25 protein-coding genes are annotated in these 24,829 nt (G+C 35.7%); 9 read left to right on the top strand and 16 right to left on the bottom strand.

The window, feature by feature from the left end:
* Positions 1 to 108 precede the first annotated feature (108 nt).
* From purB to A9G44_RS05695, 4 genes are all read right to left on the bottom strand, one after another.
* On the bottom strand, positions 109 to 1,479 hold the full coding sequence (gene purB, locus A9G44_RS05710) for an adenylosuccinate lyase (RefSeq protein ID WP_065609729.1): 1,371 nt from the start codon (positions 1,477 to 1,479) through the stop codon (positions 109 to 111).
* A 48-nt stretch (positions 1,480 to 1,527) separates the two neighbouring features.
* Positions 1,528 to 2,175: a high frequency lysogenization protein HflD gene (gene hflD / locus A9G44_RS05705; RefSeq protein ID WP_065609727.1), complete on the bottom strand. Its 648-nt coding sequence runs from the start codon at positions 2,173 to 2,175 to the stop codon at positions 1,528 to 1,530.
* Position 2,176: 1 nt separating this feature from the next.
* The gene (gene mnmA / locus A9G44_RS05700; protein WP_065609725.1) at positions 2,177 to 3,295 is read right to left on the bottom strand and encodes a tRNA 2-thiouridine(34) synthase MnmA; all 1,119 of its coding nucleotides are present in this window, start codon (positions 3,293 to 3,295) and stop codon (positions 2,177 to 2,179) included.
* Positions 3,296 to 3,569: 274 nt separating this feature from the next.
* Positions 3,570 to 4,259, bottom strand: a complete 690-nt coding sequence (locus tag A9G44_RS05695; RefSeq protein ID WP_065609723.1) for a LexA family transcriptional regulator — start codon at positions 4,257 to 4,259, stop codon at positions 3,570 to 3,572.
* A 150-nt stretch (positions 4,260 to 4,409) separates the two neighbouring features.
* Here A9G44_RS05695 and A9G44_RS05690 point away from each other — a divergent pair, with 150 nt between their 5' ends.
* A complete protein-coding gene (locus A9G44_RS05690; RefSeq protein ID WP_034910980.1) occupies positions 4,410 to 4,634 on the top strand; it encodes a helix-turn-helix domain-containing protein in 225 nt (74 codons plus the stop codon).
* A 73-nt stretch (positions 4,635 to 4,707) separates the two neighbouring features.
* Here the strand turns inward: A9G44_RS05690 and tpiA are convergent, their stop codons facing one another.
* Positions 4,708 to 5,472 (bottom strand): triose-phosphate isomerase, encoded by a 765-nt coding sequence (gene tpiA / locus A9G44_RS05685; RefSeq protein WP_034910978.1) that lies wholly within the window; start codon positions 5,470 to 5,472, stop codon positions 4,708 to 4,710.
* Between the two features lie 100 nt (positions 5,473 to 5,572).
* On the opposite strand from tpiA, the gene zapB reads away from it, so the two are divergent.
* The 4 genes from zapB (at position 5,573) to A9G44_RS05665 (ending at position 9,051) form a co-directional block, all read left to right on the top strand.
* Positions 5,573 to 5,818, top strand: a complete 246-nt coding sequence (gene zapB / locus A9G44_RS05680) for a cell division protein ZapB (RefSeq protein ID WP_034910977.1) — start codon at positions 5,573 to 5,575, stop codon at positions 5,816 to 5,818.
* A gap of 78 nt (positions 5,819 to 5,896) precedes the next feature.
* Positions 5,897 to 7,204 (top strand): DUF2868 domain-containing protein, encoded by a 1,308-nt coding sequence (locus A9G44_RS05675; protein WP_065609721.1) that lies wholly within the window; start codon positions 5,897 to 5,899, stop codon positions 7,202 to 7,204.
* Between the two features lies 1 nt (position 7,205).
* On the top strand, positions 7,206 to 8,564 hold the full coding sequence (locus tag A9G44_RS05670) for a DUF3482 domain-containing protein (RefSeq protein WP_034910972.1): 1,359 nt from the start codon (positions 7,206 to 7,208) through the stop codon (positions 8,562 to 8,564).
* Positions 8,512 to 9,051: a C40 family peptidase gene (locus A9G44_RS05665; RefSeq protein WP_081298271.1), complete on the top strand. Its 540-nt coding sequence runs from the start codon at positions 8,512 to 8,514 to the stop codon at positions 9,049 to 9,051. The genes A9G44_RS05670 and A9G44_RS05665 overlap by 53 nt, the downstream gene beginning before the upstream one ends.
* 110 nt (positions 9,052 to 9,161) lie before the next feature.
* Here A9G44_RS05665 and A9G44_RS05660 read toward each other — a convergent pair whose 3' ends face one another.
* The 8 genes from A9G44_RS05660 to rsmE form a co-directional block, all read right to left on the bottom strand.
* Positions 9,162 to 10,349, bottom strand: a complete 1,188-nt coding sequence (locus tag A9G44_RS05660; RefSeq protein ID WP_065609719.1) for a pyridoxal phosphate-dependent aminotransferase — start codon at positions 10,347 to 10,349, stop codon at positions 9,162 to 9,164.
* A 260-nt stretch (positions 10,350 to 10,609) separates the two neighbouring features.
* Entirely contained in the window at positions 10,610 to 14,152 is a 3,543-nt protein-coding gene (nifJ, locus tag A9G44_RS05655; protein ID WP_065609717.1) for a pyruvate:ferredoxin (flavodoxin) oxidoreductase, read from the bottom strand.
* Between the two features lie 292 nt (positions 14,153 to 14,444).
* A complete protein-coding gene (purM, locus tag A9G44_RS05650; RefSeq protein WP_065609715.1) occupies positions 14,445 to 15,482 on the bottom strand; it encodes a phosphoribosylformylglycinamidine cyclo-ligase in 1,038 nt (345 codons plus the stop codon).
* Positions 15,483 to 15,580: 98 nt separating this feature from the next.
* Complete coding sequence (ruvX, locus tag A9G44_RS05645) at positions 15,581 to 15,991, bottom strand: Holliday junction resolvase RuvX (RefSeq protein ID WP_065609713.1); 411 nt, start codon at positions 15,989 to 15,991, stop codon at positions 15,581 to 15,583.
* Positions 15,992 to 15,994: 3 nt separating this feature from the next.
* Positions 15,995 to 16,552 carry a YqgE/AlgH family protein gene (locus tag A9G44_RS05640; RefSeq protein ID WP_065590486.1) on the bottom strand — a complete coding sequence of 186 codons (558 nt, stop codon included), beginning with the start codon at positions 16,550 to 16,552 and terminating at the stop codon, positions 15,995 to 15,997.
* Between the two features lie 21 nt (positions 16,553 to 16,573).
* Positions 16,574 to 17,026, bottom strand: coding sequence for a GNAT family N-acetyltransferase (locus tag A9G44_RS05635; protein ID WP_065609711.1), 453 nt, complete (start codon positions 17,024 to 17,026; stop codon positions 16,574 to 16,576).
* A 3-nt stretch (positions 17,027 to 17,029) separates the two neighbouring features.
* On the bottom strand, positions 17,030 to 17,986 hold the full coding sequence (gene gshB, locus A9G44_RS05630) for a glutathione synthase (RefSeq protein WP_065609709.1): 957 nt from the start codon (positions 17,984 to 17,986) through the stop codon (positions 17,030 to 17,032).
* A gap of 188 nt (positions 17,987 to 18,174) precedes the next feature.
* On the bottom strand, positions 18,175 to 18,900 hold the full coding sequence (gene rsmE, locus A9G44_RS05625; protein ID WP_065609707.1) for a 16S rRNA (uracil(1498)-N(3))-methyltransferase: 726 nt from the start codon (positions 18,898 to 18,900) through the stop codon (positions 18,175 to 18,177).
* A 97-nt stretch (positions 18,901 to 18,997) separates the two neighbouring features.
* Between rsmE and folB the strand changes: the two genes are divergently transcribed.
* The 4 genes from folB (at position 18,998) to A9G44_RS05605 (ending at position 21,101) form a co-directional block, all read left to right on the top strand.
* Positions 18,998 to 19,369, top strand: a complete 372-nt coding sequence (folB, locus tag A9G44_RS05620) for a dihydroneopterin aldolase (protein WP_034910947.1) — start codon at positions 18,998 to 19,000, stop codon at positions 19,367 to 19,369.
* A gap of 28 nt (positions 19,370 to 19,397) precedes the next feature.
* Entirely contained in the window at positions 19,398 to 20,402 is a 1,005-nt protein-coding gene (locus tag A9G44_RS05615) for an MBL fold metallo-hydrolase (RefSeq protein WP_065609705.1), read from the top strand.
* Between the two features lie 62 nt (positions 20,403 to 20,464).
* Positions 20,465 to 20,671: a hypothetical protein gene (locus A9G44_RS05610; RefSeq protein ID WP_065609703.1), complete on the top strand. Its 207-nt coding sequence runs from the start codon at positions 20,465 to 20,467 to the stop codon at positions 20,669 to 20,671.
* Position 20,672: 1 nt separating this feature from the next.
* A complete protein-coding gene (locus A9G44_RS05605; protein ID WP_065609701.1) occupies positions 20,673 to 21,101 on the top strand; it encodes an EamA family transporter in 429 nt (142 codons plus the stop codon).
* A gap of 85 nt (positions 21,102 to 21,186) precedes the next feature.
* Here A9G44_RS05605 and moeA read toward each other — a convergent pair whose 3' ends face one another.
* From moeA to rsmI, 3 genes are all read right to left on the bottom strand, one after another.
* The gene (moeA, locus tag A9G44_RS05600; RefSeq protein WP_065609700.1) at positions 21,187 to 22,413 is read right to left on the bottom strand and encodes a molybdopterin molybdotransferase MoeA; all 1,227 of its coding nucleotides are present in this window, start codon (positions 22,411 to 22,413) and stop codon (positions 21,187 to 21,189) included.
* A 164-nt stretch (positions 22,414 to 22,577) separates the two neighbouring features.
* Positions 22,578 to 23,669 carry a redox-regulated ATPase YchF gene (gene ychF / locus A9G44_RS05595; RefSeq protein WP_034910937.1) on the bottom strand — a complete coding sequence of 364 codons (1,092 nt, stop codon included), beginning with the start codon at positions 23,667 to 23,669 and terminating at the stop codon, positions 22,578 to 22,580.
* A gap of 205 nt (positions 23,670 to 23,874) precedes the next feature.
* On the bottom strand, positions 23,875 to 24,702 hold the full coding sequence (rsmI, locus tag A9G44_RS05590; RefSeq protein ID WP_065609698.1) for a 16S rRNA (cytidine(1402)-2'-O)-methyltransferase: 828 nt from the start codon (positions 24,700 to 24,702) through the stop codon (positions 23,875 to 23,877).
* Positions 24,703 to 24,829: the final 127 nt, after the last annotated feature.

The following is a 24,829-nucleotide window of genomic DNA, read 5'->3' as shown; positions in this document are numbered from 1 at the left end:
ATTTATATTTAATGAGTAATTTCTACACTAGTGTGATTAATATGATCACCTGAAAGTCAATATGGCCTGATAGGGTGTGACTGTATCAGGCTATTTGAATTTAAGTAGTTATTCTAAATTGTCAACAAAGCTAACGGCATAACCAATATAGTTAGCTGGTGTTAACTGTTTTAATCGTGTTTTTTCACTTTCGGGTAGATCTAATGAGTCAATAAATTCTTGCATGCCTTTTGCATCAACTCTTTTGCCTCGAGTTAATTCTTTTAATTTTTCGTAAGGTTTTTCAATACCATAACGGCGCATTACTGTTTGAATTGGCTCGGCTAATACTTCCCAGTTGCGATTAAGTTCTTCAAGTAAGTGGTCTTGGTTGACTTCGAGTTTGTTTAATCCTTTTAGGGTTGATTGATAAGCTATAATGGCATAACCAATACCTACACCTAGATTACGCAACACTGTAGAATCGGTTAAATCACGTTGCCAGCGGGAAATCGGTAATTTGCTACCTAAATGGTTCATAATTGCGTTGGCAATCCCTAAATTGCCTTCTGAATTTTCGAAGTCAATAGGATTAACTTTGTGTGGCATAGTTGAAGATCCAATCTCGCCAGCAATAGTTTTTTGTTTAAAGTGATTTAGTGAAATATATCCCCAAATATCTCGATCAAAGTCTATTATTATGGTATTAAAGCGTGCTACACAATCAAAGAATTCGGCAATATAGTCATGCGGTTCTATTTGGGTGGTATAAGGATTCCATTTTAGTCCTAGCGAGTTAACAAAATTCTCACTAAATTTATGCCAGTTCACTTGCGGATAAGCAACCATATGTGCATTATAATTACCTGTTGCACCATTAATCTTACCTAGTATTTCAACCGATTTTAGTTGTTTTAATTGGCGCTTTAAGCGGTAGGCTACATTAGCAAACTCTTTACCTATGGTTGATGGCGTAGCGGGTTGACCATGTGTTCTTGAAAGTAGCGGTAAATCACGATAAGCGATAGCTTGTGAGGTGATTTTATCAATGAGTTTATTCCAATATGGCACTAAGACAGCTTCTCGAGCTGTTTTTAGCATTAACGCATAAGATAAGTTGTTAATGTCTTCTGATGTGCAGGCAAAATGGATAAACTCATTAATGGCGTGTAATTCTTCATGAGTGCTTACTTTTTCTTTTAGAAAATATTCTACAGCTTTAACATCGTGATTAGTGGTTTTTTCGATTTCTTTAATGCGACTTGCATCTTGCACACTAAATTGGTCTACAATTTGATTAAGATGATTAATAGCTGATTGACTTAATGTTGGAACCTCTAAAATATCTGCTTGTGAAGCTAATTTTTGTAGCCAACAAACCTCGACCTGAACACGGTATTTTAATAAACCATATTCGCTAAAAATGGTGCGTAACTCTGTGGTTTTGTCACCATAACGCCCGTCAATTGGCGAAAGGGCAGTGAGTGCAGATAATTCCATCGGTTTTACTCCGTTACAATATTTGAAATATCAGTTATAAAGTGCAAATTAGTTTGCGCAATTAATTTGGTCTAATAGCTCTTGTGCTGCTTTGCAAATGCGTTTACGGCAAAAAAGAAACTGAAAACGATTTCCACCAACTTGATACCATAAAATAGCCGATCGAACACATCCCAAAAGAGCTGTTCTTACTTTTGCTTGTACCAATGTGTTTTGTAAAAATTCGATTTTGCCAACAACTTTTATTCTTGTTGATATTGGGCTGATGATATCAGAATAAATTCCCGCTAATGAATAGGACAGATCTTCAACATTAGTACTAACAGTTTCATCATTTATATCTAGATAAAGCCCTGAAATGCGTTTTAATCGTTGGTCAATTTTATCTAATGCGTCATCATTTTTTAATAATTTGCTAGTAATGCCAATTGTACCAAACAGGTAACGAATAATTTGGACTTGTTCTTTTTGTCCTGATAATAATAATTGTATTATTGTTTGTAATCCTGTTTTGATATTTTTAATACCATCATAAACATCATCCGTTGTTTTTGGCGAGGTTTTAAACAAGCTTTTTATTGCTTGTTCATAAAGTGTAGCATTACAAACGCCTGTGTTAGCAAGTTGTGGCACCAGTATTGCACTTTGTGCCGCACCAGCGAGGGCAATAGCAATATGGTGGTATTTATTATTCACGTTAGTCTTCCTTACTGTTTGTAATTCGTTCTTCTATAATACCACCACCAAGACATACTTCATCTTTATAAAAGACAGCAGACTGACCTGGTGTAACAGCTACAACAGGATTATCAAATATGACTTTAATTTTGTCATCGGTTAATGGTATTACTTGGCAGGCTATGTCTTGTTGACGATAACGTGTTTTTACAGTACAGCTAAATGGTTTTGTTACTACTTTACGATCAACCCAATGAAGTTGTTGAGCAATTAATCCTTCAGAAAGGAGTGCTGGATGATCATGGCCTTGTGCCACAATCAATTCGTTATTGGTAAGATTTTTGTCAACAACATACCATGGTGTGTCGTCAGCTTGTTTTAAACCACCAATACCAAGCCCTTTGCGTTGCCCTAATGTGTGATACATCAAGCCTTGATGTTGACCAATAATCTCTCCATCAATAGTGCGAATGTTACCTGCTTGAGCGGGTAAATATCGTGCTAAAAAGTCACTAAATTTACGTTCACCAATAAAGCAGATGCCAGTTGAGTCTTTTTTAGCAGCGGTTGCTAAACCAAGTTGTTGTGCAATTTTTCGCACTTCTGGTTTTTCGAGTTCACCAACTGGAAATAAGCTTTGGCTTATTTGTGCTTCGCTAAGGGTGTAAAGAAAGTAGCTTTGATCTTTGTTATTGTCGATCCCTCGTAATAATTCGACTTTATCGCCTGTTTGACGTTTACGGACGTAATGCCCTGTGGCAATAAAGTCTGCGCCAAGATCTTCGGCCGCATATTCTAAAAATGCTTTAAATTTTATTTCTTTATTACATAAAATATCAGGATTTGGCGTTCGGCCTGCTTTGTATTCCGATAAAAAGTGCTCAAATACGTTGTCCCAATATTCGGCAGCAAAATTGACAGTATGTAATTTTATATTTAATTTGTCACAAACTGCTTGCGCATCGGCTAAGTCAACGGCGGCAGAGCAATATTCTTCTGTGTCGTCTTCTTCCCAATTTTTCATAAATAGCCCAACAACATCATATCCTTGTTGTTGTAATAAATAAGCAGAAACTGAAGAATCAACGCCACCAGACATTCCGACAACGACTTTTTTTCGAGTGTTTATATTTGGCATAATATTATATTAATAGGTAAAACTAATAAAAAATTTAGTGCTAATTTTAGCATAACTAGCGAAAAAAGCATAAAGTTATGCTGACAACGATTGTTAAGTTAATTTATTTTTTATAATAGCTTTACATTGATTTTATACTGAAACACATAGTTACCTGAAACTTTTTGACATTTTTTTACCTTGGTATTCATAGAAAAAAACGAGAGTTAAATACATTAAAACAGCCTTACCGTCGAAGCCGATAAAGCTGTAATTAGCCCAAGTTTAAATGGTTTTAGTTAAGATCTTTTAGAAGATAAACTACATGCCCAATAATTTTAAATTCTTGCGGTTCATGCTTATCCCCAATAATGGTTGGATACTTAGGATTGTCGCAAAGTAAAGCTAAGTTTGCTCCTTGATTTTGAATGCGTTTTATACTGATTTGATCCTCATATTCAACAGCATACAAATAGCCATCGATCGGTTTGTAATGCGCTTTATCAATAATAAGAATATCATGATTTGATATTGTTGGCTCCATGCTATCACCTTTTGCCCATACGGCGACTAAGTCTTCGTAATTACAGCCTTGATGCTTTATTAAATTAATATCAAATGGGATTGATTCGATTTTTGAGTAAGATTTCACCATATTATTTAAATGGTGGAATGGAATATATACTGAATCTTGAGTATCTGAATCAGATAATAATCGACATTTTCCTTTTCCAGTTACTAACCATTCAATAGGAACATTACATTTTTGGGCTATGATGGCTAATCTATTTAGTGATGGGTAGGTTTTACCTGATAAGTAATCTCTTATTACAGCTTCTGACATGCCAACTTTTTTAGCAAAGGCATTACCTGAAAGACCTTCTAACACTAGGCTTAATCGATTTTTGAAATTAATGACCCCTGTATTAGTTAGGGTTCGTGTTTTTTCTTTTTCGGTTTGGTTTTTTATTTTATTTTCGAACATTTTTTCCTCTATTCCATTTTTTTATTGTTTTTATTGTTTTAAATCGTTTTTTTCTGTGTTATTCTGTTCTATATAAATTCATATCTTTTGAACATTGTATTATCGATAATCTTTACAATAGTAAGAATTTAACTAATAGAGGATCTCATAATGAGAGAGCAAGATCAAGACTGGGCACCATCTAGAGTTGTAGGCGAAATTAAAATTAGAGGCGGAAATTTAAGAGCATTATCTAGAGCTAGTGGTTTGCAGGCTGATACTTTAAGAAACGCATTATATCGTCATTGCCCTAAGTATGAACGAATTATTTCTGATTATTTACAAGTACCTGTCGAAAAAATTTGGCCTACACGTTATCCGACTAAGGCTAAATAATGATATTAATTTAAATGATAAAAAGACGCTAAATTAAGCGTCTTTTTACTTTGTTATTCGACATATTTATGCGTTATTTTTTAGCTTGTTCAGCCGCTTTAACAATTGCCGCAAAAGCATCAGCTTTTAGTGATGCACCACCAACTAATGCGCCATCAATGTCGGGTTGAGTAAATAGTTCAGCCGCATTTTTATCATTAACTGAACCACCATATTGAATGGTTACTTGTTGTGCTACTTTTGCATCTTGTTTAGCAATATGATCACGAATGAATTTGTGAACAGCTTGTGCTTGTGCTGGAGTTGCAGATTTGCCAGTTCCAATAGCCCAGATTGGTTCATAAGCAATAACCGCACCGTTAAATGCTTGAACACCAAGTGCTTTTATTACAGCATCAATTTGGCGTGCGCAAACAGCTTGTGTTTGACCAGCTTCGTTTTCTGCTTCGGTTTCGCCAATACATAATACAGGCACTAAACCAGCTTCTTTAATTACACCAAATTTTTTTGCAATAAATTCATCAGATTCTTTGTGATAAGTTCGGCGTTCAGAATGTCCAATAATAATATGAGTCACGCCAATTTCTTTTAACATGTTAACTGATACTTCGCCAGTAAAAGCACCTGACAAATTAATACCAACATCTTGTGCTCCTAAAATAATATTAGATCCACTTAATTGGTGTTTTACAAAATCAAGGTATACAACAGGTGGTGCAATTGCAATATCACATGCTGTGTCGTTTGATAGCTCACTTTTTAGTCCTGCGACTAAGCTTTTAGCCATATCCAAACTACCGTTTAATTTCCAGTTACCCATAACGAGAGGTTTTCGCATAATTTTCTCCAACTTAAGATTTAAAAAGGTGTTGATTTTAGAATGAATTCGGTATAATGATTAGCATTATACACCAAATAATTTGAGCTTGAGGAAAAATATGTCATTAGAAATACTAAATCAATTAGAAAGTCGAATCCAACATACTATAAATACTATCAATACATTACAACAAGAGATTGCAACCTTAAGAAAAGGCAATCAAGAGTTAGAGCAATTAATTAATGATAGTTCAGATGAAATGAAAGCACTACGTGACGAAAACGAAAAGTTAAAACAAGATCAGCAAGTATGGCAACAACGTATTCAAACTTTATTAAGTAAAATTGGTGAAATTACACAATAATTGATTCGACTTTATGAACGCGACTTATGTCGCGTTTCTTTTATATTTTATTTACTATAATGTTGAAGATTAAGTCTAATGCGACAAAAGCTAAAATCACTTTGGTTGACCGAAACGATCCATTTAATTGAAACAGAATCTGGGCAGTTTGCTGATCAAGATATCAACCGACAAGTAAGAGCCGAACAAATATCGCTTTCAGATCGAATTGTGATGCGTGCAATCATGTTGTCTAAACAAAATGGATTGTATTTGGCGCAAAAAGTACTTTTGCGATCGGTAAAGTTATCTTTTGCATTATTGCTGTTACTATCTGTTTTTTTAGGTGGTTCATTAGCATTGGGGGCGTTAAGTCAAAAACCTATCAATTTGTATTGGGCGCTTTTTAGTTTATTAGGAGTTCATTTAATTACGCTAACTATTTGGCTTGGTTCGTTTTTCCTCTTTTCCAATTTTGGTGGTAGTTTGTTGATTCATTGTTGGTTATGGTTGGCTAAAAAGCTTTCTCAAAAAAAGACAGTGCAACAACTGATCCCTGCATTTGTTGAACTATTTGGCTCTCGTATTCGTTGGCTTATTGGATTTGTGCTTAACCTGTTTTGGACTGTGATTTTAAGTTGTGCATTATTAGTTTTAGTTGTGCTATTTTCAACTAAGCATTATAGTTTTGAATGGCAAACCACTTTGCTCAGTTCTGATACGATTATTGGTTTAACTCATTATTTAGGCTATTTACCGTCATTACTTGGCTTTGAAATTCCAAAAGACGAAGTTATAAAACTAAGCGAACATGCGTTAAGTGCTGGTGAAATTCGATCATCGTGGGCTGTTTGGCTGTTAGGTGTATTTATTGTTTATGGATTAATGCTGCGGTTTTTGTGTATGGTGTTTTGTGGTGTTAATTGGCTTATTAGTAGTCGTCGAATTCAGCTAAATATCTCTCATCCTGATTATCAAATATTAGCAAATCGGTTGCAGCCATTATTTGTGAATATTGAAGATGCTGATAAATTAGGTCACAATAGTCACCAGTGGCATTTTTCAACACATTCAATAGAAGCTGCTGAAGGTAATTTTTTGGTTGCCATCGATGTGCAAGAAAGTTGGCATTACCCTGAGTCTGTCTCATTTTTAGGTTTTTTAAATACCCGTGAACAGCGCAGTAATATTTTAGATTATTTGCAATTAACGCCAGCTCAAAAATTATTAATTGCAGTTGATACCGATAGAGCGCCAGATAGGGGAGTATTGAATTTTATTAATCAACTGATCAATAAATCTCAGCAAACTCGTATTTGGTTTATTAATCAAGGTAAACAGTATCATAATTGGCAATCATTATCTTTACAGTTGGCTCAACCTGACTGGCTAAGCGAGGCTCTGTAAAATGCTATCAACATTAAAATTAGCAGTGGTTGGTCATGCCAATGTCGGCAAAACATCTTTACTACGCACCTTAATTCGTAATAGTCATTTTGGAAATGTATCTGATAGCCCTGGCACCACAAGACACGTTGAATCAATAACATTGCCACTTGAGCATAATAAATCAATAATTTTTTATGATACCCCAGGATTAGAAGACAGTTTAGCACTTTATGATTATATTAACCAATTACTTCCTACTAATGCAAAACTTGATGGTGTCGATAAATTAACATTTTTTTTACAAAGCCCAGAGTCTGAAAACGTATTTAATCAAGAAGCTAAAGTCATTAAGCAACTGCTAAATAGTGATGCGGCTATCTACGTGATAGATGTACGAGAGCCAGTATTGGCAAAGTATCACGATGAATTAGCTATTTTATCCAATAGTGATAAGCCCATATTAGCTGTTTTAAATTTTACTGCAGACAACAACCAAAATGAAAAGGAATGGAAAAGATTGCTGTCACGCATTGGGATTCATGCTATTATTAGGTTCGATGCTATATTTCCTCCTATGGATGGTGAAGAACGTTTATATCATAGCCTTGCCTTACTGGTTGAACCTGCTAAGGTTATATTAGATAACTGGCTAGATAAAATTGCACAAATTCGTAATTCTCGAAATCAAACCGCTAATCTGATTATTGCCGAAACACTCGTTGATGTTACAGCCTTTTATGAAATGGCTAAAACAGAAGATGTGCAGGCAATTGCTGATATGCAAGATAAAGTTAGAAAGCGAGAACAAATAGCGATCAATGAATTATTAAAATTGTATCAATTTGATTCAAATCAAGAAAGTGAAGAGAATTTACCTTTAATAAAAGGTCGCTATAATGCTGACCTATTTAATATTGATGCTCTAAAAATGATGGGTACTCATTTGACTAAAGGCTTTGTTCAGGGGGCGACAATTGGTGCTAGTATTGATTTAGCGACCGGAGGTATCTCACTTGGCTCAGCAGCGTTAATTGGTGCCGCAGTTGGTAGTTTAATGCAGACTGCAAAACATTATGGTTCTAGAGTTCGGTATCAGCTTTCGGGATATAGAAAGTTAAGTGTTGATGATGTTATTATTTGTTTTCTTTCTTTGCGCTTAATTCGCCTTAAAGAAAGTTTGAATCATCGTAGCCATGCGGACACTAGCCCAGTTAGGTTATCTAAAATAGATAAAACTGAATGGGAAAAAGGCGTGTTGCCTAAAAGCTTAAAATTGGCTAGGCGTTATTCGTATTGGTCAACGTTAAATAAAGGAACAAAAAGAAATGATAAAAAAAGACAATCAACTATTAGGGACGTTGCTCGGCAACTGTACTAACGTGAAAAAACGTTTTTTAATAACTATATTGTTTTTTTCTATTTTCATGTTGTTTGGTTGTAGTACTACCCAACGTCAGGTTTCTATTAAGAAAACTAAACCTAGTCCTAATCTAACCATGTTAGCTAAAATAGAATCTCACTATAAAAAATGGCAACACACGCCATACCGTTATGGTGGTACGACTTTAGCTGGAAGTGATTGTTCAGGTTTTGTAATGAACTTTTTTAAAAATAAACTTTCAAAAAACTTACCAAGAAGTGCTGCTGAACAAGCTCGGTTGGGTGTTAAGGTAAACACCCCTAAAGCAGGTGACTTAGTATTCTTTAAGACAGGTCGCAGCCGTAGTGGTCTACATGTTGGAATTTATTATGCAGATGGCAAATTTTTACACGCTTCAACATCAAAAGGTGTAATTTATTCAAACTTAAATGATAGTTATTGGAAAAAGCATTATTGGATGACGCGTCGTATTATGGGTAGCTAAATTTTTTTCGTCATTATTCTCAATGAATAATTCAATTTTAACGGCTCATAATAAAAATAAAGCTCTTTAAATTAGCTAATATTTAAAGAGCTTTAGAATAAGCAGTTAATTTAAATTTTTCCTTTTTCTTTTAATTCACGCATTACATTTGCAACGTAAAGCATTTCGCTAGGCGAACCAAGCGATATTCGACACCAATTTGTTGCTGGTGCGAAATCTCTACCAATTAATATAAAATTATTTTTCATTAGTTCTCGATAATCTTTCAAATCAATTGGGCTTTTGTGAAACATAAAATTAGTTTGGGATTTTAAATAATGCAAACCTAGTTCAGACAATGCTTTTTCCATAATTTGCCTTGATACATCAACCGCTTTTTTAGAGTATGTTAAAAAGGGTTGATCATCTATTGATGCGAGAGCTGCGCAAACACCACAGTAATTAAGTTTTTCACCAGCAACATATTGAGCTATATTCTTAACATTTTCAACTGAACTGACCACATAACCCACTCGTAACCCTGCCATAGCATGGATTTTTGAGAATGTTTTAAGCAATATAACATTGTCACAACCTTGTGTAATTAATTTATCCACCGATTCAAATGCAGGATCATTAACAAATTCAGCATAGGCTTCGTCAACAATAAAAATAGTATTTTTAGGCTTAATTTTTATCCAAGATTCAATTGCACTTGTAGCAAAAACTGTCGAAGTTGGATTGTTTGGATTAACCAAATAAACAATTGAAAATCCATTATAGTCTTCAGCAGCTTTTTGTATGCCTTTTATATCAATCTGCCAATCTGGCAAACTTGGTACTTTGGTAATTTTTAAATTAAAGATCTTTGCAAAATGTTCTCCATCACCATAAGTAAGTTCTGGAATGACTAATTGAGTATTTGACTTAACAAATGCAGCAATAGCACTACGAATACCTTCTGAAGATCCTGCAGTTAATAAAATTTGAGTATCATCGACTTTATGATATTTAGCTAATCGTTTGTTAAGCAATGGCATTTCGGCTTTGGCATAGCGATTAGCTTTTGGTACAGCCTCAATTGCAGCTTGTTTTGCTCGTGGTGACATACCAAGCGCATTTTCATTAAAGTTGAGCCTTACTGGATTATTAATATCAGGTGTTGCTACATTTTCAAGCATAGGTAGAGAGAATGAAATCGAGTTTTGTGATTCTATTGCATGAGCTTTAGATAATAATTGATTAATAGATAGCCCTGCAATTGCCGCACTGGAAAATGTGATTAATTTTCTTCTACTGACGTTTAAATTGGATATCATGATTCACCTCCCATTTAATTAATTTTTATGTGGTCAATTATTAATCATGCAAAAATAATACCAAGTTTTTAATAATCATTGGATAATTGATTTATATAGTACTCAATAACATAAAGTTAGTGATATTAGCTTGTTATATGAACTATAGTGATCGGAATATGCACAATTCTAGTGCTTTATTGCTCAAATGCGGTAATAAAAAAGGACTGTTATTAATAACAGCCCTTTATAATGGTTTGTAATTACCTGTATAGCTATTGTTAGCTATCTGCTGGTGTTTCAATATCCGAATAGGTTGCTAGCATCTGTAAGAATTTATATTTAGAATCTGCCATTTTTGTTGAACGTTCATGCAAGGTATTTGCAATTACAGGTTCAAGTGTTTCTAAACGACGGAAACGTTGTTCTTTTAGTAAGATACCAGTTAATGACTCACTAGTTGGTGTTTTGGAATCTAGCACTAATCCTGGTTTGCCTTCTGCCATACGGCGTGGGTCGTAACGATACAAAGGCCAGAATCCTGATTTAACTAGATCTTTCATTTGTTCATGCGATTTAGCCAGATCATAGCCATGTTCCTCACAAGGACTATAAGCAATAACTAAAGATGGTCCATCATAAGCTTCGGCTTCTTGTAATGCTTTAAGTGTTTGATTTAGTTGCGAGCCTAACGCAATTTGTGCTACATATACATGACCGTACATCATTACACTAACACCAAGATCTTTACGTGCTTTATGCTTACCTAAATCAGCAAATTTTGATACAGCGCCCATTGGAGTGGCTTTTGATTGTTGGCCTCCAGTGTTGGAATAACACTGAGTGTCTAATACCAATATATTTACGTTATCAGTTAAGCTCATAACATGATCAAGCCCGCCGAATCCAATATCGTAAGCCCAACCATCGCCACCAATAGCCCAAACTGATTTATCTACCAAATAATTTGCATCTATCATCAACTCTTGTGCTTGCGAAGAATCTAAGCGTGCAAGCTGTTCACGTAATAACTCGACTTGTTGACGTTTTTCCGCTATAGAGGTTTCTGGTGATTTTAAGGCGATGACTATTTCGGGCGAAATATCACCAGCAACATAATCAAGCAAACGTAACGCCCGTTTTTTATGTTGGTTATAAGTAATACGATATCCTAATGCAAACTCTGCATTATCTTCAAATAATGAGTTTGCCCAAGCTGGACCACGACCATTTTGATCAGTAGTATAAGGCGATGATGGAAGGTTGCCACCATAAATTGATGAACAGCCAGTGGCATTGGCAATCGCTAAATGGTCACCATAAAGTTGGGTCAACAATTTGATGTATGGTGTTTCCCCACAACCTGCGCAAGCACCCGAATATTCAAATAACGGTGTAAGTAATTGCGATGTACGCACATCAATGCGTTCAAGCGTGCTAATATCACGATCAGGCAATGCAGTAAAGTACTCAAAGTTAGCTCGTTGAGTCTCAAGATTATCGATACGTGATTGCATGTTAATGGCTTTAATTTCAAAATTATTACGATCACGAGCTGGGCAAACTTCGACACATAAGTTGCATCCAGTACAATCTTCTGGCGCTACTTGTAGGACGTAGCGTTGACCTTTCATATCACGGGCTTTTACTTCAAGTGAGCTTAATGAATCAGGCGCATTGATCATTTCATCAGGATCAACAACCTTAGCTCGAATAGCCGCATGAGGACAAGCAACCGCACAATGATTACATTGGGTACACAGTTCGGGTTGCCAAATAGGGATCTCTTCAGCAATGTTACGTTTTTCCCACTTAGTTGTACCTATAGGCCAAGTTCCATCGGGCGGAAATGCTGATACAGGCAAGTTATCGCCTAAACCAGCTAACATTGCAGCAGTGACTGTTTTAACAAAATCAGGCGCGTTAGCAGGTACAATAGATGGCATTGTTGAACTGCTTTGATCAACACAGCTAAGTGGTATTTGTTCAAGCGAAGCTATAGCTAAGTCGAGCGCTTTCCAGTTATTTTCAACTAAATCTTGTCCTTTACTGCTGTAACTTTTGGCAATGACTTCTTTTAATTGGGCGATATTAAAATCGTTTTTAAAAATTCCAGCTAGATGAAAAAATGCCGCCTGCATAACGGTATTAATTCTTGCACCTAAATTACATTCACGAGCTATTTTTGCCGCATTGACAATGTAAAAGTGTGCTCGTTTTTGTATTAATTGAGCTTGCACTTCTTTTGGAAGTCTATGCCAAACTTCATCTTTGCTATACGGCGTGTTAAGCAAAAAGATGCCATCGTCTTTTAACTTATTAACAATTTGATATTTATCGATAAACTGATCTTGGTGGCAGCCAATAAAGTGTGCACTGGTAATTAAATAGGGTGAATCAATTGGATCTAAGCTGACTCGTAAGTGTGAAGTCGTCAAACCTCCTGCCTTTTTAGAGTCATATACAAAATATCCTTGTACATAAAAAGGAGAATTATCACCAATAATTTTAATATTATTTTTGGTTGCAGATACCGTGCCATCACTACCAAGCCCATAAAATAACGCTTCAAGAGCAGATTTTTGTGGTATCGATTGGTTAGGTAAAGGTAAAGAAAGCCCTGTTATATCATCATAAATACCAACGGTAAAACGTGGTTTGGGTTTATCTAATCCAAGTTCAGTAAAAATGGCAAGTACACAACGAGGATCAAATTCTTTAGATGATAACCCATAACGTCCACCTATAATAAGTGGCATAGTTGCGCATTCTTTGCGCGACAGGCTTTCAGCAAATGCGGTCATAATATCTAAATAAAGCGGTTCGGCTTGTGCTCCCGGCTCTTTAGTTCTATCAAGCACAGCAATTTTATTAACAGTACTTGGAATAACTTCGAGCAGATGATTGGCTGAAAATGGGCGGAATAGCCGAACGATCACAACCCCGACTTTTTCGTTTTGTTTAAGTAAAACATCAACTACTTCTTTTGCGGTGCTAGCACCAGATCCCATAATAACAATAATATGCTCAGCATCACTAGCACCATAATATTCAAATGGTTGATACTTTCGGCCTGTTTCTGCTGCAAAAGCATCCATAGCATCAACAACATGTTGATAGACATTATCATAATAAGTATTTATCGCTTCTCGGCACTGGAAGTATGTATCAGGATTAGCTGATGTACCTCGAGTTACCGGTTTATCAGGCGTTAATGCTCGTGAGCGATAGGCTTTAATGGCTTCGTGTGGTAATAAATTACGGATTTGGTCATCACTTATTGGATAGATTTTATTAACTTCATGTGAGGTTCTAAATCCATCAAAAAAATGAACAAAAGGAACAAGGCTATTAAAGCTGGCCATTTGCGAAATTAAAGCAAAATCCTGCGCTTCTTGCACTGAGCTAGAACAAAGCATCGCAAAACCAGTTTGCCTAATTGCCATCACATCAGAATGATCGCCAAAAATTGAAAGAGCATGCGTTGCAACGGTACGTGCTGCAACATGCAAAACAAAAGGAGTCAGTTCGCCGGCTATTTTGTACAGCGATGGGATCATTAAAAGCAAACCTTGTGATGAAGTAAACGATGTTGCAAGTGCTCCTGTCATTAATGAACCATGAACGGTTGCAATTGCGCCTGCTTCGGACTGCATTTCAATCACTCTTGGGGTATCACCAAATACGTTTTGCTTGTTAAATTCTGCCCAAGTGCCAGCTTGCTCGGCCATAGTTGAGCTTGGTGTTATTGGGTAAATAGCAATGACTTCGTTTGCTCGATAAGCGACGGATGACACCGCACTATTAGCGTCTGATATGATCATTAAAAAACCTTTTACTTTAAAGTATTACGACATTACTTTGTTATAATCATTTTATTTACTATTGTATCAAAAAGTCAGGTTACTTTGAGCTATTTTTATATTAATTTTTGAGTAAAAGCGTTGAATTTTTGGGTTACAGGATAGACGAAAGATGATGATTGAAAAATCAGAGCAATGGTATCTAGTTAGTTATGCTATTGGTGATTTTTTGAATCAATAAATTTTGTAGTAGGCTAAAAAAGATATTATCCAACTTATCTAAAGTTGCATAATATCTAAAATAGAATACTTGCTACTTAATAATAACACGATCATTTGACGTTGAATTTTTAATTTCACCTAATAGCCAAGCCTTTTCACCATGATTATTTAGTAAAGTAATTGCTTTATTGGCTAACTGTTTTGGTAAAGCAATAATTAAGCCAACACCACAGTTAAAAGTTCGATACATTTCGTGACGGCTAACATTTCCCGATTGTTGTAACCAATTAAATATTGCTGGCCATTGCCAACTAGCTTCATTAATGACTGCTTGAGTATTTTCAGGCAAAACACGAGGAATATTTTCCCAGAATCCACCGCCAGTTATATGGGCAATGGCGTGCACATCAACTTGAGTAATAAGGTCAAGAACGGACTTAACGTAGATCTTAGTTGGTGCAAGTAGGTGATCGGCAAGAGTTTTGCCATCTAACTGTTCAGTGGCAGGATTTACACCGCTGACTTCAATTATTTTACGCACTAATGAATAGCCATTAGAATGAGCACCGCTTGAAGCTAATGCAATTAATGCATCGCCATCTTGCACTTTGCTACCATTGATCATAGCCGACTTTTCAACAACACCAACGCAAAATCCTGCTAAATCATAGTCATTACCATGATACATACCCGGCATTTCGGCTGTTTCACCGCCAACTAAAGCACAGCCTGATTGTTTACAGCCTTCGGCAATGCCAGTCACTACAGTAGCGGCTACATCGACATCAAGTTTGCCGGTGGCATAATAATCAAGGAAAAATAAAGGTTCAGCACCTTGTACAATCAGATCGTTAACACACATTGCCACTAAATCAATACCAATTGATTCATGACGATTTAAATCCATTGCAAGGCGTAATTTAGTACCCACACCATCAGTGCCTGATACTAAAATCGGTTCTTTATATTTTTGCGGAATAGCACATAGTGCACCAAAGCCTCCCAATCCACCCATTACCTCAGGACGCTTGGTTTCTTTTACTACAGATTTAATGCGATTGACTAGTTCATTACCGGCATCAATATCGACACCAGCATCTTTATAACTAAGAGAATTGTTGTTTGACACGGCAAGTAGTCCTTACAATAAAAAGTTGTTGCTATTTTAGCAAGGATGAAATTTAATGGCGATTAATTATTTACAAAATAACCAATTAAATAAAATTACTAATTATTTTCAAACCAACTTTCCAAAATAATAATGGCAGAAGTTGCATCAACATGACCCTTTTCAAGTGCTCGATAACCTCGTGAAGCAAAAATATGTGATTTTGCTTCAACGGTCGATAACCGCTCATCTTGCAAATGTACTTGATAACCAAATCTGCCATGCAACCGATTAGCAAATTTACGAGCTCGGGCTGTTAATGGTTGTTCGGTGCCATCCATATTTAGGGGAAGCCCAACGACTAAAAAATCAGGTTTCCACTCATTTAATACCTTTTCGATAGCTTGCCAGTTAGGAATACCATCGCGGGCTTTAAACGAGCATAAAGGATTGGCTGTTTTAGTTATATCTTGTCCAATAGCCGCTCCAATACTGGCAGTGCCAAAATCAAATGCGATAATGGTTGCCATGGGTCATGCATTTCCCATTTGGTGTGAAATAGTATTCATATTGATTCCAAGTGATTGAGCGGCTTTTTGCCAACGTTCATCAATGGCAACTTCATAAATAATTTGAGGATCGGCATCAACCACTAACCAATCATTACGAGCAATTTCATCTTCGAGTTGTAGAGACTGCCAGCTTGAATAACCTAAAGCCAAAAAGATATTTTGGGGCTGTTCAGGAGAGCCGATTGATTTAAGCGCATCAAGCGAAGTGCTAATCATCACATCATCTGAAATCTGAATACTAGAAGCAAACCCATCTAAAGGTGTGTGTAAAATAAAACCCTGTTCATCAGCAATGGGGCCACCACAAAATACAGGTTGTTCTAGTTCTGCGCAACTTGTTGGTGATGTAATTTCTAAACGTGCAAGAACGGTTGCCACATTAAGTTCAATAATTGGTTTATTAATCATAATCCCCATAGCGCCATCACGATTATGTTCACAAATATAAATAACTGAATGACTAAACATAGAATCATCAAGTGTTGGCATTGCGATAATAAAATGGTTTTTTAAATTCATAGTTTCACATTCAAGTTAATTTTATAATGCACATTTGCCAATTTTAACGTTGTGTTCAACATTACAGTGCATTAATAGTTCTGGTTCATTTGTTTCTTCATTGATCGATTCTGAAACAATTTCAAAATTTTGAGAAAGATAAAAGTTAATCGCATTAGTATTTTTTTTATAAACATGTACCAACAGTTCGTTATGGCGTTGTTTTGCTTTTTCAACAAGAGCTTTACCTGTTCCTTGTCGGCGAAAAGCTTCATCTACAAATAGACCTGAAATATAATTTTCAGTTATACCGATAAACCCTTTAACTCCATCAAGGTCTTGAACGTATAAAGTAGACATTGGAATTAACATTTTTACTAAATCACAATTTTGTTTAAAAAACTCAGGGTTGATAAAGTTATGAGCTTGCAAATTACCTTGCAACCATATTGTCATTACACTGTTTAAATCTGTGGTTTTATATTCTCTAATCATTGTTTAACTCTTTTTATTTAATCGATGTTCTATTGCGTCCATTAACATACCGGTAATTGAAAGGCCTGGGTTAGCTGCTTCAATTTCACGAACACAGGTTGGGCTGGTAACGTTAATTTCGGTTAATTTATCACCAATGATATCAAGTCCTACAAATAGTAGGCCTTTTTGTTTTAAAACTGGGGCGATGCTTTTAGCTATGTGCCAATCGCTTTCGCTTAAGGCTCTAACTTCGCCATGTCCTCCAGCAGCAAGGTTGCCACGAGTTTCACCTTTTTGAGGGATTCGTGCTAAACAATAAGGTACAGGTTCACCATCAACCACTAATACACGTTTATCACCGTCTTTAATCGCAGGAATAAAGTTTTGAGCCATACAATAACGTGTGTTATGTTCGGTTAACGTTTCAATAATCACTGAAACATTGGGATCGTCTTGTTTGATTCGAAAAATGGATGATCCCCCCATGCCATCAAGTGGTTTTAAAATGATATCATGGTGTTGTTCGTGAAAAGTTTTGATATGCTGCGTTTGACGTGTAACCAAGGTTTTTGGTGTAAATTCGGCAAACCAAGCGGTAAAAAGTTTTTCGTTACAATCGCGTAGACTTTGTGGCTTATTGACAATCAACACACCTTTAGCTTCGGCACGCTCTAGAATATATGTAGCATAGATATACTCAGTATCAAAAGGTGGATCTTTACGCATTAAAATTGTGTCAAGGTCACTTAGTGGAATCGTTTTTTCTTGCCCAAGTTCAAACCAATGATCTTTATCGTTATAAACTGTTAAAGCGCGAGTTGTGGCATAAGCTTCGCCAGTATCTAGAAAAAGGTCATTCATTTCAATATAAAAAAGTTCATAACCCCTTTTTTGCGCCTCAAGTAACATGGCAAAACTGGTATCTTTTTTTATTTTGATGTGACTAATTGGATCCATTACAATGCCCAGCTTTATCATGAAGACTCCTTACCTATTTTGTCTTTATAAAATTGTTTTATACTGAAACATGGGTATACCTGAAACTTTTTAACTTAACAGGTTTTTTAATCATAATACCCAAATTAAAATTTAATATTTATTGTTATCATACTCGTTACAAGTTCAGTTGCAAAGCAATCATTACTTATCATTTGTATAAGATATATTTATCCAAGATCGCCTAAATGTACTTGTAACGCGGTGAGAGCAGTTAATGCTGCTGTTTCTGTTCGTAACACTCTAGGACCGAGTAAAATGTCAGAAAAATGATAGCTATGTGTCATGCTAATTTCATTATCAGATAAACCACCTTCAGGTCCAATTAGTAAGTAAATTTGTTTATGCGTATTAGTTAACTGTCTAATACCATATTCAGCTTTGGGGTGTAAATTGAGTTTTAAGCCTTCAGTTAAACTAGCACACCAACTTTCTAACTTCATTACTGGATGAATAACTGGAATCATGTTTCGACCGCATTGTTCACAAGCAGAAATAACAATTTTTTGCCATTGCTGGATTTTCTTTTCGAGCCTTTCTTCATGAAGTTTGACGCCACAACGTTCAGAAAGGAGTGGGGTGATACTCGCTACGCCTAATTCGACTGATTTTTGAATTGTAAACTCCATTTTTTCACCGCGTGAAATCACTTGCCCTAAGTGAATTTCTAACGGTGATTCACGATTATCTAAAATGGGCAAAGAGGTTTTTACTGTAACTGTTTTTTTATTGATTTCATATATAACTGCAGGAGTAATATGGTTTGAACCATCAAATAAAATAATATTTTCACCTACTTTCATGCGTAACACGCGAATAAGATGATTAAATGCATTATCATCTAGGGTAACAAGACTATTTGGCTCAATGGTAAATGGTTGAAAAATTCGAGTCATAATTTTGTATATCTTATATTATTTGCAATAAATTATAGCGTAATTTATCAAGATTCGGTAATCTCTATTTAATGTAAATTATGTTTTGGAATCGTGTATGAATACATATAGCAAAGATAGGGTATTAATCGAAGGATTAACTGTTTTAACCACCATCGGCGTGTATGAGTGGGAAAAGACTATTAAACAAAAATTAATTATTGATCTTGAAATGGCGTGGGATAATAAACCTGCTGGAGAAAGTGATAACGTTTCACTTTGTTTAGATTATTTTGTGGTTAGTCAAACTATAACACAATTGGTTGAATGTTCGAATTTTGAATTGATTGAATGTGTTGCTGAGCGTATTGCTGAGCGTATTATTCAACAATTTTCGGTTAATTGGCTTAAAGTTAAAGTATCCAAACCGAATGCAATAGCTAATGCTCGAAATGTTGCTGTAATAATTGAACGTACGGCAAATAAATAAACTAACTAGTGGTAAAGATACTGTAACAATGATAGATAATAAAAAGCAAGACTTAATTAATAACAAAAAACATCATACAGCTAAAGGGTTTAGGCACGACGAATCTTTTAAAATAAAAATAAGTGAGTTTTTGCGTTGGCGTTTTGAACGTAAAGTTTTACCTCCTAAAGAGGGTTATCACAACTTTAATCAGACGTGGTTTGAGCAAATAAATCTTGACTTGCCCGATGATAGAGTTTGGTGGATTGGTCACTCAACAACATTGATTCGTTTGGGCGGTAAAATGATTTTGACAGATCCTATCTTTTCTAAACGAGCTTCGCCATTACAATTGATCGGACCGAAACGTCGCACACCTCCAGCTTTAGAAATCGAACAACTACCGCAGATTGATTTTATTGTAATTTCACATAACCATTATGATCATCTTGATTATCATAGCATTCGGAAATTAATTGTGCGTTTTCCTAATATTGCAATAATGGCTCCTCTTGGTTTAAAAAAAGCATTATTAAAATTGGGAGCAAAACAGATTACTGAATTAGATTGGTGGGATAGTGTAACTATTGATGGGCTTACTTTTTCCGCAACATCGGCTATACACTGGAGCAATCGTGGGTTATTTGATGTAAACAAAGCATTATGGTGTGGTTGGGTGATTCAATCTAATATTGATAATCAAGATCAATTAAAGACGGTTTATTTTATGGGGGATACATGCTACTCCGTCGAATTAAAAGAGATTGCTAAGCGTTTTCCTTCAATAGACTTGGCATTAATTCCAATTGGGGCTTATGCACCACGTTGGTATATGCAATCACAGCATATCGATCCTAAACAAGCCGTGCAGTTATATGATGAACTCAATTGTCATTGCGCAATAGCCATTCATTGGGGGGCATTTGAATTAGCTGATGAACCATTAGATGAACCACCTCAATTATTAATTGAACACAAAGCCGAGCGCGCTTTTCATCTATTAAAAATAGGTGGTAATTTAGCTATTAAACGTATCAATTATGAATTAAAATAACTTCAATAGAAACAAATGTAATACCTATAATTATTTAATGTATTTGCCAAAAGGAGAAAGAAATGAAAGTAGCAGTTATTGGGCTATCTTGTTTAATTTTTAGTCTAGCATTAGTTGGATGTGGAGGGAAAAACGACGAAGGCAAAACTTATCATTGGTCAAAAGCACACGGTGTGTTAGAAGATTGTCGTGGTGTAATGAATAAATCGCAACAATGTAGCAATAATTCGAATAATCAACAATATTTATTCAAAGTAGATAAATATTAATATGAGCGCATGGCTGATTTACGCATTACTTTCTGCTATTACTGCGGCAAGTGTTGCTATTTTAGGGAAAATTGGCTTACAACACCTTGATGCCAACACCGCAACCGCCATTCGTGCTATTGTTATGGCTATTTTTTTAGTTGGCGTTGTGGTTGTACAAGGTAAGCTTAACCTTATTAATACCTTTTTCAATGATAAAAAAGCTCTATTCATTATTGCGCTTAGTGGTATTGCAGGTGCGTTATCTTGGCTATTTTACTTTATGGCGATCAAAGAAGGCAAGGTGTCGCAAGTTGCGCCAATTGACAAATTAAGCGTAGTTTTTGCTGTTGTGTTTGCTGCTGTTTTATTTGGTGAAAAGATCTCGTTGTTAGCTGGCGTTGGTGTCGCTATGATTGCAGTTGGTGCGATATTAGTGGCACTATTTTAATTGTGCACCAACACTATTGCCTTGGTTTATTGATATGCGTGGCTTTATAGGAGGCAGAATTCATAAACCATGGCTTGATATAATATCACTTAAGTAATGTATTAAACAGTTCAACATTCACCATTTCGCCTTCACTAACATTACCACGATCTTGTTCAAGCACAATAAAACAGTTAGCTTGGTTAAATGACTGCGTAATATGAGAACCTTGTTGACCAGTTGTTGTTACTTCTAACTCACCTTGTTTATTAATTTGTAATATTCCTCTTTGAAAATCTAATCGACCAATACTTTTCTTTAGATTGTTAGTGGTTTTGACTTTAAAAGATAAATTGGTAGGAATCAATTGTTGTCCTGAAAGTGTTAAGATCAATGGTTGAACTAATTGATAAAAGGTTATCAAAGCCGAAACAGGATTACCGGGCAAGCCACAAAATAGTGCGTCCCCAATTTTGCCAAAAGCGAAAGGCTTACCAGGCTTCATTGCAATTTTCCAAAAATTGATTTTACCCAATTCTTCTAAAGCAATTTTTGTATAATCAGCGTCACCGACAGATACGCCACCACTTGTTATCACCAAGTCAGCTTGACTTGATGCAGTTATTAACGCTTTTTTTATTTCGGTAAGATCATCAGCAATAATGCCGAGATCAATAACCTCACAGTTCAGTTTGGTTAATAATAATTTTAGGGTAAAACGATTGCTGTCATAAATAGCACAATTACCAGATAATGGCTGACCAATGGGGGTTAATTCATCACCCGTTGATAAGATAGCGACTTTTAATTTTTTAAAGACAACAAGATCACTAATGCCTAATGTTGCAAGTGTCGATAATGTTGGTATCGTTAATTTAGTCCCTTTGTTGACTGTGATCGCACCTTTTTTAACATCTTCACCTATACGACGAATATTATCGCCAGCTTTTATATTACCTAAAAAGGCAATCCCCAAATCAGATTTTTCGGTCTGCTCCTGCATAACAACGGCATCGGCATCATTTGGCACAGGCGCACCTGTCATAATACGCAAACAAGTACCTTTTGGCCAATTAAGATTGTTTATATCGTCACCAGCAAAAATAGCGCCAGCCAGCGGCAACAATTTTGATTGTTTAAGATCTGCTAACCGAACTACATAACCATCCATAGCTGAATTATCAAAACTAGGTACATTAATAGGGGAAATTACAGGTTCAGCGGTAATCCTTTCTAATGCATCAAATAACGTAACTTTCTCACTATGCAAAGATTTTATGGTTGAGGCGCTTTGATGTATTTGTTGCTTGGCTTGTTGAAAAGTGAGTAACATAAAAGTGGACTGTCCTTATATTTACCAATCTATTATTGGTTCAGTTGACAAAAAGTTTCAGGTAACACTACGTTTAAGTAAAAAATAAATTTTATATCAATATTAATTAGTTATTATGAACATCAATATAACAACGTCGCCAAAAGGCGACGTAAAATAATCAACTATACATTAAATAAGAAGTTCATAATATCGCCATCTTGCACGATATAATCTTTACCTTCAGCACGCATTTTGCCTGCCTCTTTAGCGCCTTGTTCACCACCGTATTTAATAAAATCATCAAAAGCAATGGTTTGCGCACGAATAAAGCCTTTTTCAAAATCGGTATGAATTTTGCCTGCTGCTTGAGGGGCGGTATCGCCAACCGAAATTGTCCAAGCACGAACTTCTTTTACACCTGCGGTAAAATAAGTTTGCAGATTAAGTAAGCTATAGCCAGCACGAATTACACGATTTAAGCCTGGTTCGGTTAAACCTAAATCTTGCATGAACTCATCACGATCGGCATCATCAAGTTCGGCTAGTTCTGCTTCAATGGCTGCACAAACAGGTACGACAACAGCTTTTTCTTGTTCCGCTATTGCTTTTACTTTATCTAAATAAGGATTATTTTCAAAACCATCTTCATTAACATTGGCAATGTACATAGTTGGTTTTAACGTTAAAAAACTAAGGTATTTGATGGCTTCAAGTTCTTCTTTGCTAAGATCTAATAAGAGTAACTTTTTGCCTTGTTCAAGATGAGGTAAACACTTTTCAAGGATTTCCACTTCAAATTTGGCGTCTTTATCACCACCTTTAGCGCGTTTTTGTTGGCGAGTTATTGCTCGTTCACATGCTTCAAGATCGGCTAATGCTAGCTCAGTATTGATAATTTCGATATCTTCAGCAGGATCGATTTTACCCGCAACGTGGACAATGTTCTCGTTTTCAAAGCAACGCACTACATGACCAATGGCTTCTGTTTCACGAATATTAGCTAAAAATTGATTTCCTAAACCTTCGCCTTTTGATGCGCCTTTAACAAGCCCAGCAATATCAACAAATTCCATGGTAGTTGGTAACGTGCGTTGTGGTTTAACGATTTTAGCTAACTCATCTAAACGGGGATCGGGCATTGGTACAACCCCAGTATTTGGCTCGATAGTACAAAACGGAAAATTAGCCGCTTCAATGCCAGCTTTAGTTAGTGCGTTAAAAAGCGTTGACTTACCTACATTCGGTAATCCGACAATCCCACATTTAAATCCCATACTGTTTGTTACCTTTTTTGTTTTAAAATATCTTAAAAATAAGGGGCGATTATATACTAAATTGCGCTATTTGTGCTAATCTTCTTATCAATAAATCAACCGATAATTAAGCAAATTAGTAATAATTATTTAGTTTATTATCCAGTCAACGCTTTTTAAAAACCGTTTTATAAGCCATACCAAGTAATGTAACTTAACGACCCAATTATTGTTCGGAATCTAAACCAATTTGATAAAGTTGATTTTTTTTAAGTCCATATATTTCAGCAGTAATGGCTGCTGCCTTTTTTAGCGGTAATTCTTTTTGCAATAGTTTAAGGGTACTAATTACTTGAGGATCGATATCATCATCGCATTTGATATAACCTTGAACAATCAATACAAATTCACCTTTTTGGCGAGAAGTATCCTCGTTTAGCCAATTAATCAACTCATTAACCTTAAAACTGACAATGGTCTCCCATGTTTTGGTTAGTTCCTTAGCTAAAATGATCTGCTTATTTGGTCCCCAAATAGTTTGCATATCGTTAAGCGTGTCTAATAAACGATGTGTTGATTCATAAAAAATCATTGTTCGTGGTTCGTCTAACAATTTTACAAGACAATCTTGGCGAGCTTTAGTTTTAGCTGGTAAAAAACCTTCATAAATAAACTTATCTGACGGCAACCCTGATGCACATAAAGCAGCAATCGCAGCACAAGCACCAGGAACGGGAACTACTTTTATGTTATTTTCGCGACAAGCCTTAACTAAATGATACCCGGGATCATTAATTAACGGAGTGCCAGCATCAGAAATCAAAGCAATTGATAACCCAGATCTAAGTTTTTCAATCAAAATATTGGACTTTTCTTGTTCATTATGATCATGTAAAGCAAACAATTTTGCTTTTATTCCAAGATGTTGTAAAAGTAAACCACTATGGCGAGTATCTTCAGCCGCAATAAGATCGACACTTTTCAGTGTATTGATGGCTCTGAGTGTAATATCATCTAAGTTTCCGATGGGGGTGGCAACAATATATAAATTCATTATTTTAAATCACATTAAATTTTTTTAGAAATACGGCAAAGGTACTGTACGAAAACCTATTTTATTGTATATACTCATTACATTCAAAATAAATCCGACAAAGTCCGAATAAATAGTTAATCAAAAG

The organism is Gilliamella sp. Occ4-3, from assembly GCF_001690675.1.
GTDB classification, from domain to species: Bacteria; Pseudomonadota; Gammaproteobacteria; order Enterobacterales; family Orbaceae; genus Gilliamella; species Gilliamella bombi.
Note: the sequence above shows the minus strand (reverse complement) of the source record. Positions and strands in the feature narration are given on the sequence as shown.